This is a genomic window from Desulfotignum balticum DSM 7044, assembly GCF_000421285.1.
Lineage (GTDB): Bacteria > Desulfobacterota > Desulfobacteria > Desulfobacterales > Desulfobacteraceae > Desulfotignum > Desulfotignum balticum.
Map to the genome: position 1 here is coordinate 786,742 of NZ_ATWO01000001.1, position 10,519 is coordinate 797,260.

General features: G+C 55.9%; 8 protein-coding genes. 6 read left to right on the forward strand and 2 right to left on the reverse strand.

What is annotated here, in order from left to right; genetic code table 11:
• The first annotated feature begins 6 nt into the window (after positions 1–6).
• From K365_RS0104145 to K365_RS0104170, 6 genes are read left to right on the forward strand one after another with little or no spacing between them, the layout of a single operon-like run.
• A complete protein-coding gene (locus tag K365_RS0104145; RefSeq protein ID WP_024333642.1) occupies positions 7–1,167 on the forward strand; it encodes a (Fe-S)-binding protein in 1,161 nt (386 codons plus the stop codon).
• Positions 1,164–3,974: an FAD-dependent oxidoreductase gene (locus K365_RS26340; protein ID WP_024333643.1), complete on the forward strand. Its 2,811-nt coding sequence runs from the start codon at positions 1,164–1,166 to the stop codon at positions 3,972–3,974. The genes K365_RS0104145 and K365_RS26340 overlap by 4 nt, the downstream gene beginning before the upstream one ends.
• Before the next feature lie 10 nt (positions 3,975–3,984).
• On the forward strand, positions 3,985–4,554 hold the full coding sequence (locus tag K365_RS0104155; protein ID WP_024333644.1) for a 4Fe-4S dicluster domain-containing protein: 570 nt from the start codon (positions 3,985–3,987) through the stop codon (positions 4,552–4,554).
• Position 4,555: 1 nt separating this feature from the next.
• Positions 4,556–5,398: a CoB--CoM heterodisulfide reductase iron-sulfur subunit B family protein gene (locus K365_RS0104160; RefSeq protein ID WP_006963866.1), complete on the forward strand. Its 843-nt coding sequence runs from the start codon at positions 4,556–4,558 to the stop codon at positions 5,396–5,398.
• Positions 5,395–7,695 (forward strand): ATP-binding protein, encoded by a 2,301-nt coding sequence (locus K365_RS0104165; protein WP_024333645.1) that lies wholly within the window; start codon positions 5,395–5,397, stop codon positions 7,693–7,695. Before K365_RS0104160 ends, K365_RS0104165 begins: the two co-directional genes overlap by 4 nt.
• Before the next feature lie 12 nt (positions 7,696–7,707).
• Positions 7,708–8,853 carry a sensor histidine kinase gene (locus K365_RS0104170; RefSeq protein WP_024333646.1) on the forward strand — a complete coding sequence of 382 codons (1,146 nt, stop codon included), beginning with the start codon at positions 7,708–7,710 and terminating at the stop codon, positions 8,851–8,853.
• A 7-nt stretch (positions 8,854–8,860) separates the two neighbouring features.
• Here the strand turns inward: K365_RS0104170 and K365_RS0104175 are convergent, their stop codons facing one another.
• Both K365_RS0104175 and K365_RS0104180 read right to left on the reverse strand, forming a co-directional pair.
• Entirely contained in the window at positions 8,861–9,124 is a 264-nt protein-coding gene (locus tag K365_RS0104175; protein ID WP_024333647.1) for a hypothetical protein, read from the reverse strand.
• Between the two features lie 111 nt (positions 9,125–9,235).
• A complete protein-coding gene (locus tag K365_RS0104180; protein WP_084489736.1) occupies positions 9,236–10,474 on the reverse strand; it encodes an ATP-binding protein in 1,239 nt (412 codons plus the stop codon).
• Positions 10,475–10,519: the final 45 nt, after the last annotated feature.

The following is a 10,519-nucleotide window of genomic DNA, read 5'->3' on the forward strand; positions in this document are numbered from 1 at the left end:
GAAATTATGATTGCATCCATTCAAACCAAAAACCAGTCCATCACCCGGACCCTTCAGGATTTTTTTTCCGACCTGCTTAAAACCGGGGCCGTGGATGCCGTGCTGGTGCCGTCCCGGATTTCAAAATCCCCATATGTCAAACCCTGCCTGGTCACTTCTGCCGATCAGATGGACCCGACCGTCCCGCTGGGGCCGGGCTTTTTTGTCAATGCCGGCCCCATGGTGTCCCGGCTGACCCGGACAAGGGCCGATGCCACCATCGGGGTGTGGCTTCGTCCCTGTGAAGTCCGGGCCTTTGTGGAACTGACCAAACTCAGACAGGGGGGCAGACAAGATGTGGTTATTTTGAGCATGGACTGCCCCATGGCCCTGTCCCGCAAAGACTATGAAGACTGGGCAGCCCAGGGGGAAGGGGGACTCGGGGATGTGGATAAATGGATTCACACCGTGTATCAGAAACCCGTGACACAGGTGGATGCATGGTCAACGGCCCGGGCCTGCCAGGTGTGTGAATACCCATATCCCGTGAACGCGGATGTGTCTGTGATGCTTTTGGGCGCAGACCTGGACAAAGAGATCCCGGTGCGGGCCGACACTGAAAAAGGAGAAAAACTGCTGGCCGCACTGGACCTGACCGACAATGGCCAGGAACCGGCACAGCGCAAAGCCCTGCTGGGGGATCTGACGGCGGACCGCACGGCGGCATTTCAGGCCATGGACGAGGAAATGCTCACCCGGACCGGCAGCATTGACGCGTTGAACCGGTTTTTCAGCGCCTGCGTCAACTGCCACAACTGCCGGAGCGTGTGCCCGGTCTGTTACTGCAAGGAATGCGTGTTCAACACGGATGCCGTGGCATATGCCCCGGCCCAGTACCTTTCCTGGGCCGACAAATGGGGTCAGGTTCCGCTGCCCAATGATACCGTGTTTTTTCACCTGACCCGCCTGGCCCATATCGGGTGCACCTGTGTGGGGTGCGGCCAGTGTACCCTGGCCTGCCCCAGTCAGATTCCCGTGGCCGACCTGTTCATCAGTGTCACCCGGAACGCCCGGAAGGCCTTTGACTATGTCCCGGGCAGGGATGATGCGGAACCGCTGCCCCTGTCTGTGTTTCAGGAATCAGAATTCACCGATATCGTGGGGATGGGAAACAAGGAGGTCACATGACAGATCAAATCGGCAAAACCCTGGTGATCGGCGGCGGTATTTCAGGGATCCGGGCATCCCTGGATCTGGCCCAGGCCGGCTTTCAGGTGATTTTGATGGAACAGTCGGACCGGGTGGGGGGACTGTTGTCCCAGCTGGACACCCAGTTTCCCACCTCCACCTGCGGCATGTGCCGGATGCTGCCCATGACGGACCGGGATCATGCGGATCCCCAGTGCCTGCGCCGGGGGCTTGCCCATGACAACATCGAGATCTGTGTGTCCACGGACCTGATTTCCCTGACAGGGGAGCCGGGTAATTTCACGGTGTCGTTCATCGCTCAAACGGATGGGGGCCGGCAGGAATGCCCCGTGCTGGTGGTGGATGATGAAAAAATCGTCAGAGATTCCATGAAGGAATGGCTCATGGAAGAAGGATATCCGGTTCAGACGGCAGCGTCAGCGGCCAGGGCCCTGGAACTTCTGGAAACAGGGAATTTCAAGGCAATGCTCACGGATATTAAAATGCCGGGTATGGACGGGGTGACCCTGTTGACCCGGGCCAAAGAGATCCAGCCGGACCTGGCCGTGGTGATGATGACGGCGTATGCGGCAGTGGACACGGCCGTGGAAGCCATGAAACAGGGCGCACTTGATTATCTGGTCAAACCCTTTGATCCGGATGCCGTGCTTTTGATGGTGGACCGCATCTATAAAGATGCCGTGGCCAAAAATGCCCGGATCGATACGGTGGATGCCGTGATACTGGCAACAGGGGCCACTTTTTTTCACCCGGACCAGGGTATCAATCCCTATGGATACGGCCGGATTCCCGGCGTGGTCACCAACCTGGAGTTTGAACGCATGCTCAGCCATGCCGGCCCGGGGGGCATGGATCTGACGCATCCTGTGACGGGCCGGCCCGTGACCCGGATCGCCTGGTTTCAATGTGTGGGGTCCAGAGATATCCAGACCGGCACCCCGTTTTGTTCTGCCACCTGCTGCATGATTTCCGTCAAGCAGAGCCTGATGGCGAAAACCATGTATCCCCAGGTGACTGAGGCCTGTGTGTTTTATATGGATCTGCGCACATGGGGCAAGGCATCGGATGCGTATGCCCGGCAGGCGGAAACGGCGGGGGTCCGATTTGTTCGGGCCCGGGTCCATTCACTGGCCCCGGGCTCAAAAGAACAGGAAGGGGCCGTTCCCGTGGTGTGGATGGACCCCTCCGGAGAGCGGAACCAATCATTGTTCGATCTGGTGGTCCTGGCCCCGGGACAGCATCCGGATGCGTTTCTGACCGGGTTTGTCAAAGACCAGGAACTGGCCACAGATGACTGGGGATTTGTCCGGCCGGAACCTTTTTTACCCGCACACACCAGCCGGCCGGGGATTTTTGCCTGCGGCAGTGCCACGGGCCCCAAAGACATTCACGATTCCGTGACCGGGGCCACAGCGGCGGCCCTGTCCGCCATGCAGGTGATGACCGGGGCCGGCCGGCATCTGATTCAGAATTCAGAACAGGCGGAGTCGCCGGTCCAGCAGGCGGCTGGCATATCTCTTTTCCCCGGAGCCCTGGTCATCGGCGGAGGAATCGCCGGCATGACCGCAGCGCTGGCCATTGCAAATCAGGGGTTTGAGGTGGATCTGGTGGAAAAAACCGATCATTTGGGGGGAAATCTGGTGTGGCTTAAGAAAGGCATCCAGGGGGCGGACGATTTTCTGGAACAGCAGATGGCCGCGGTCCAGGCCCATGACCGGATCCGGGTTCACACCCGCACCTGTGCGGCAGAAACAACGGGCCGTCCCGGCCGATGGGTCACCCGGCTGACACCGGTTGCGGACGCTGTGGACCAGTCCGCCGGAGTTCCGGTCCGGCACGGGGTGGTGGTGCTGGCCGTGGGCGGGGCCGAAGCCGGGCCTGACATGGATGAACCCGACCAGAAATCCGGGCTTTATACCCAGCAGCAGTTTCAAGAGATCCTTGACGGCAATGGCATCGATTCAGGTTCGCCCCTTCAGGTGGCCCTGTTTCAATGCCACGGCAGCCGGGAACCCGGCCGGGAATATTGTTCCCGGGTCTGCTGTCCCCGGTCCCTGGACCAGGCCATGCAATTGAAATCCCTGAATCCCGACACCCGGGTGGTGATTTTCTACCGGGACATGATGACCCCGGGCCTGACCGAGGCCGACTATGCGGAAGCCAGAAAAAAAGGGGTGGTGTTTGTGCCCTATGAGCCCGGTAAGGCACCTAATCTGGCTGCGGATGATACCGGATGCAAAGTGACCTGGACCGACCCGATTTTGGGGCGGCCCATGGAAATGGATGCAGATTACGTGGTTCTGGCCAAAGGCATCCGGTCCGGCCTGTCCAGAGATCTGGCACATATGTTTGAAGCCGATCTGGACGGGTCCGGATTCTTTGACCAGGCCGATATCAAGTGGCGGCCCGTGGAAGCCATGGATCCCCGGGTCCTGGCCTGCGGCATCTGCCTGGAACCCGGAAGTCTGGCCCTGACCCTGGCCTCAGCCCGGGCCGCCGCAGCCAAAGCAATCTCCCTGCTGGGCCGGCAGACCTTTTTCCCGAGTCAGGACACGGCCCGGGTCCGGAGTGCTTTTTGCAGCCTGTGCCGGATCTGTATTGACGCGTGCCCATTCAATGCCCGGTTCATTGATCCGGAAACCCGCACACTGAAGGTGGATCCCCTGACCTGCCAGGGATGCGGGATCTGCGCGGCCGCCTGTCCGTCCGGGGCTGCCGTGGTGGCGGGCCGGTCTCTGGCACCCATGATGAAAACCATTCATGCCGCGTTAAACGCGCCCTTATAAAGGAGTGAGTATGCACCTGACAGACATACGCGAAAAACTGGCGGCCCGGCCGGACCTGACCCGGCACCTGGCACAGGTCAAGGAACAGATGGCCACCTGCATCCAGTGCGGGACCTGTTCAAGCTCCTGTCCCAATGCCAGATTCATGGATATGACGCCCCGGCGCATGTGGCGGGCCGTGCTGACGGACCGGGTGGACATGGTTTTTTCCAGCCAGACGTTCATGCTGTGTGCCAGCTGTTATGTGTGTACCCTGCGCTGCCCCCGGGGACTGCCTTTGACCGATGCCATGGCCGAACTCAAGCAGGTGGCGTTTGCCCTGGACCTGGATCGGTTCAGGCGGTCCACGCGGTTTTATCGGGCATTTATGGACAATATCCGTCAATACGGCCGGGTCCGGGAAACCGAAATGATGGCCCGGTATTTTCTGGCGGTCAAAGACCCCCGGGTGCCCATGTCATACACGGGCATGGGCATCAAGCTCATGGCTAAACACAAACTGCACCCGCATTTTCCCACCCTGGGACCGGGCCGGCTGGGGCCGCTGTTTGAACGGGCAACGCAACAACAGGAGCAATGACATGGACTATCTGTATTATCCGGGCTGCTCCCTGGAAGGCACAGCCAACGAATATGATCTTTCCTGCCGGGAACTGTTCAAGGCCCTGGGGGATTGCCTGACCGACATCCCGGACTGGACCTGCTGCGGGGCCACGGCAGCCCAGTGCGTGGACGCGTTTCTTTCCGTGGTGCTGCCGGCCCGGAATCTGGCCCTGGCGGAAAAAACTGATACAGATTTGGATGTGCTGGTCCCGTGCAGTGCCTGTTACCTGAACCTGAAAAAAGCCCGGCAGGATCTGCTGGAAAACAGCGCCCTGCAGGCTCGGGTGAACCAGGTGCTGGCGCCGGACGAACTGGCGGTTAACGCCTTTGTGCGGGTCCGGCATCTCCTGGATGTGCTGAGCCGGGACGGGGCCGTGGATCGGGTGGCCGAACTGGCGGAAAACCGCATGAAAGGGTTCGTGGTTGCGCCATATTACGGATGTCAGTGTCTGCGGCCTTTTGCGGAATTTGATGACCCGGAACAGCCCCGGTCCATGGATGCCCTGATCCGGGCCACGGGGGCGGATGTGCTGGCATGGGACATGGGAGGGGTGTGTTGCGGGGCCTCCACTGCCACCACCAAACCCCAGGTGGGAAAAGAACGGGTGGGCCGGATTCTGGATCAGGCAGGGGATGCCCATGCCGTGGTGACTGTGTGCCCCATGTGCCAGATGAACCTGGAGCGGTTCCAGCCCCGGCCCGTGCCGGTCCTGTATCTGCCGCAATTTCTGGGCCTGGCCCTGGGACTGTCCGGCAAGTCCCTGGGCTGTGACATGAATCTGTCCGATATCCGGCCAGTGCTGTCCCGGGTGGCTTCATGAACCATTTGTTGGATTATTTCCGGCACAGCCTGGTGTTCCGGCTCATTTTCATTGTCAGCCTGACAGTGGTTCTGTCCATTTCGTTGTGGGCCTTTGTCAATGTCAGAAATTTCAAGGCCCGGAACATGGAAACCCATATCGCGTCCACGGACCGGCTGAGCAATTCCATCAAACTGGGGACCCATTATGCCATGATGCTCAATTCCCGGGACGACATCAACCAGATCATCAACAATATCGCCCGCCAGCCCGGGATTGAAAACATCCGCATCTACAACAAGGAAGGCCAGATCAAATTCACCAATCAGCCCCATGAGGTGGAGCAGTTTGTGGATATCAAGGCAGTGGCCTGTGATATTTGTCATAAAATGGATCCGGCCCCCTCAACAATTTCTCTGGAAGAACGGACCCGGATCATTCAGTCTTCGGAAGGACACCGGCTTTTAGGCATTGTGCAGCCCATTCGCAATGACCCGGGCTGCGCCACCAGTGACTGTCATTTTCATTCTGAAGATCAGACCATTTTAGGGGCATTGGATGTGGTGGTGTCTTTGAAGGAAACCGATGCCCAGGTGGTGAAAATGGAACAAGGGGTTTTCAGTCTGGCGTTTTTCACGATTCTGATCACTTCGGTCATCATTTTTTTCACCACGTTGTTTTTTGTGAAAAAACCCATCATCAAATTGGTGGAAGGCACCCGCCGAATTGCCAGCGGCGATTACGAGGCAGACATCGATATCGGCCGGGCCCATGAAATTCAGCCCTTAGGCAAAGCGATCCGGCAGATGGGCAAGAAAATCGGAGCCCATCAGGCAGCCCTCAAAAAACAGAAAAACGAATACCAGGCATTGTTTGAAAATGCCCCGTGCATGATCGCCGTGCAGGATAAAAATTTCCGGCTGATCCAGTATAACCGGGCGTTCAAGGAACGGTTCGATCCCCGGCCCGGGGATTACTGCTATTCGGTCTATAAGGGGCTGGACCACCAATGTCCGGACTGCCCCGTGGAAAAAACCTTTGACGACGGCCAGTCCCATTATGGCGAGACGGAAGGGGTCGGCCGCAAGGGTCAGAAAAAGCACTGGATCTTCATCACGGCCCCCATGCGGGATGAAAACGGTGACATTGTGGCAGGCATGGAAATGAGCATCGACATCACCCAGCGCAGACACCTGGAACAGGATTTGAAAAAATCGGAAGAAAAATACCATGCCATTTTCAACAATATTTTCAATCCCGTGTTTGTAGTGGACCAGGAATCACTTGAAATTCTGGACTGCAATATCAAAGCCATGGATTTGTATCATGCCGGCGGAAAAACCCTGGCGGGAAAACTGTTCAGTGATTTTTTCCCCCGGGAGGATCAGGCGGACCTGATCCGGCAGGTGAAATCCAAAAAAGAGATTTCCAAGGTCCAGCATATCAAGGCGGACGGCAGAAAAATCGATGTGGACATGTGGGTGGCCCCGGCTCAATACTCAGGTCAGAACGTGTTTCTGATCACCATCAATGACATCACCCAGCGCCTGGAAACCGAACAGCACCTGCTCCATGCCAGCAAGATGGCCACTTTGGGCGAGATGTCCACGGGCATTGCCCATGAATTGAACCAGCCCTTGTCCGTGATTAAATCGTCCGCCAGTTTCTGCCTGCGAAAGATTCATAATCAGGAACCTGTTTCAGAAGAGATTTTCCACAAACTGATCGGAAAAATCGACATCAATGTGGACCGGGCCGACAAAATCATCCAGCACATGCGCCAGTTTGCCAGAAAATCCGATATCAGGCTGGTGAGAACCCGGATCAATGACGTGATCCAGCAGACCTTTGACATGCTCAATCAACAGTTGAAAATCCGGGGGATCCAGGTATTATGGGAGAAAAACCATGCGCTGCCCGAGATCCTGGCGGACCCGGACCGCCTGGAACAGGTGTTCATCAACCTGGTGATGAATGCCAAGGATGCCATTGAAGCCAAATGGGAGGCCCGGGGAAGCGGTGATGACGGCAAAGACCGGATTGTCATCCATACGTTTGTGGCCAATGACAAGGTGGTTGTTCAGGTGAGCGACACGGGCATCGGAATCCGGAAAGAGGCAAAAGACCGTTTGTTTGAACCGTTTTTCACCACCAAGGAAGTAGGCAAGGGAACGGGCCTGGGCCTGTCCATCTCCTATGGGATCGTCAAGGACTGCAAGGGAGATATTCAGGTGGACACTCCCCCGGACGGCGGCGCAAAATTCACCCTGATATTTCCGGTTCCCGAAGAAACAGACGAAGATATCGAATATGCCTGAAAGGAGGCGTTCATGGACAAGACACCCTTCACCATTCTGATCGTGGACGATGAAGAAGATATCAGAGAGGTGCTTGAGATCGCGCTCATGGACATGGGGCATGAAGTGTTTTTGGCCCCGGACGGGAAAAAAGCCCTGGAACTGTTTGAAGAGCAACATCCGGCCATTGTGATCACGGATATCAAAATGCCGGTCATGGGCGGTATTGAACTGCTCAAACAGGTGAAACGCCGGTCTCCGGACACGCAGGTGATCATGATCACCGGACACGGGGACATGGATCTCACCATTGACAGCCTGAAATTCGGGGCCACGGATTTCATTACCAAACCCGTGAACGTGGACATCCTGGAAATAGCTGTGACCAAGGCCGTGGATCAGCTCATTGCCCAGCAGAAACTGGTGGAATATACCCAGAAACTGGAACTGCTGGTGCTGGAAAAAACCAAACTCACAGATCATTTATCCTCTTTGGGCCTGATGCTGGGCACGGTATCCCATAACATCAAAGGCCTGCTCACCAACCTGGACGGCGGGTTGTTCATCGCCCGGTCCGGCCTGCAAAAAAAGAATTTTGACGATATTGCCGAAGGCATGGATCTGCTGTCCCAGGCCGTGGAAAAAATCAAGCAGCTGATCATGGATATCCTGCTGTATTCCAAGGAACGGTCCATGGATATTCAGTCCGTGCCTCTGGATCAGTTTATCAAAGACATTCAGGAAACCATGAAAATGAAACTGGCCAGCCATCCCATCGATTTTCAGGTGAAATCGGACAATGCCCCGGCCACCCTGAACCTGGATCCTTCTTCCATGATGTCCGCGCTGGTGAATATGCTGGATAATGCCGTGGATGCCTGTGTGGAAGACAAAGACCAGACCGGTCACATCATCCGCCTGACCATCGAAGAAAAGGGCGATCAGCTGGTGATCAAGATTCAGGATGACGGGTGCGGCATGGATGTGGAAACCAAGTCCAGGATCTTTGACCTGTTCTTTTCTTCCAAACAGGTCAAAGGCACGGGATTCGGCCTGTTCATCGCCCGAAACATCATCGCCCAGCACAAGGGCACCATCACCGTGGAATCCGTCAAGCGCCGGGGCACGACGTTCACGATTTTTTTACCACTGGATCCTTTACCGAACCAGGGGGTGTGAATGGCGCTCAAAGGGTCATACAGGAGAAAATTAAGTCTTCCTTGTCTTCCAGGGCCAGAGACCAGACCATGGGCTCTGACCAGCCGTGCTTTTCAGCCACCTGGGCAACGGTGAGGCCCCGGGATAAATCGGCATTTGCCGAATTTGGCAACGCTGCCATTTTCGGCAAATGGTATTGAAACGATGTCCGGGCCAGGCCCAGTCTCTTTGCAATCCGGTCCTGGGGGATGCCAAGGCCGTGCATGCGGAATATCTTTATGTCAAGATCCATGCATTCCCAGTCCGCAGGGATGTGACCGTCATTTTTTGGCGCGGTTTATGAAAAATCTTGGATCGTGTTGAAAAAGGCCCATACTGGTGTGCTGTCTCCGGTGGGGTCACATCAGTACAGAAATCCGAAGAGCCACAGGGGGATTCTGGCCCCCATCCCATGTTCGATGCCGTCAACCGCCAGATAGGAATCCGGCAGATCCTTGATCTGCTTAAAGGTCTTGCCTTTCCCACCGACTTCAAAAATATGGGTACCATCCACCTGGAAATCACCGTTGGACGGGATCGTGACAGGGTGATTTTCCCGGACCATGCAGATAAAAAACAATTCCCTGAGTGTCCCTGGATTGACCTGCTGCGGATCACAGATGGCAAACGCCTGGTTGGGATTGTTCAGATAGATTTTTTCCGGTTTTTCCAGGCCCCGGATGCTTTTATTCGCCTTTTGCAGGCAGGTAATGGCTTTGCCGGCATCCAGATGAACCAGGTAGGTTTTCAATGTTCTTTCATCGCCGATATCGATGATCTGTTTCAACCGCTTCATGTCCGGTGTGAAGGGGGCGGATCTGGCAATGGCGGCAAGCAGCCGTTTCAATTTCTGGATGCCCGTGCCGGACAGCCCGGGATGAATGGCCGGCAGATCGCTTTCTATGGTGGTATGCAGGCCCTGTTCAAGGGTGCAAAAATAGGTGTACTCCTCCGGATGTTCCAGAAAGTAGGGAAAATACCCATATCTCAAATATTGTTCAAATACGGGCAGTATTTTCAAGCCCTGGTCTTCCAGGTTTCCTGTGATCTCAAGGCTGTGCCGGTCATGATTTTCAAGAATATCTGCCATATCAATGGCCGGAAGGTTTATCTGGTATTTCAACGCGATAAACTCCCGCAGCGACAGCCCGGTCATCTGATAGGTAACGGCCCTGCGGCTCAGGTCATGACTGCCTTTGAGGATTCCCAGGGCGGAGCTGCCGGATACGATCAGCTTCAGATCCGGAAATGAATCATACATGCTTTTCAATTCTCCGGACCAGCCCGGATATTTGTGGATTTCATCCAGACACAGCAGCTGTCCGCCGTACTCCACAAATTCCTGGGCGGTTTCATACAGGGAACGGCCCACCATCAGAAAATGGTCCACAGGCACATACAGGGCGGCTGTGTTCAGTATATCATCATCAGTGAATGAATGGATATACTGGATCATTGCCGTGGTTTTTCCCACACCCCGCTGACCGGAAATGATGGAAAACCGATTTTCCAGGCGATGTTTTGATAGAAAGTACCGTTTGAAAGGACGGTTGGCCGAGCGCAGGATGGTGCGGTGGTGATGGACCAGAGTGTCAATCATCATATCTCCAGAGCGTTAGGGTTTGAGTACTAATATAAATCAAAAATA

What these genes read in the sequence shown, in the direction of transcription:
- K365_RS0104145 (WP_024333642.1), top strand. Translation starts at nt 7, where the DNA reads ATGATTGCATCCATTCAAACCAAAAACCAGTCCATCACCCGGACCCTT.
- K365_RS26340 (WP_024333643.1), top strand. Translation starts at nt 1,164, where the DNA reads ATGACAGATCAAATCGGCAAAACCCTGGTGATCGGCGGCGGTATTTCA.
- K365_RS0104155 (WP_024333644.1), top strand. Translation starts at nt 3,985, where the DNA reads ATGCACCTGACAGACATACGCGAAAAACTGGCGGCCCGGCCGGACCTG.
- K365_RS0104160 (WP_006963866.1), top strand. Translation starts at nt 4,556, where the DNA reads ATGGACTATCTGTATTATCCGGGCTGCTCCCTGGAAGGCACAGCCAAC.
- K365_RS0104165 (WP_024333645.1), top strand. Translation starts at nt 5,395, where the DNA reads ATGAACCATTTGTTGGATTATTTCCGGCACAGCCTGGTGTTCCGGCTC.
- K365_RS0104170 (WP_024333646.1), top strand. Translation starts at nt 7,708, where the DNA reads ATGGACAAGACACCCTTCACCATTCTGATCGTGGACGATGAAGAAGAT.
- K365_RS0104175 (WP_024333647.1), bottom strand. Translation starts at nt 9,124, where the DNA reads ATGGATCTTGACATAAAGATATTCCGCATGCACGGCCTTGGCATCCCC.
- K365_RS0104180 (WP_084489736.1), bottom strand. Translation starts at nt 10,474, where the DNA reads ATGATGATTGACACTCTGGTCCATCACCACCGCACCATCCTGCGCTCG.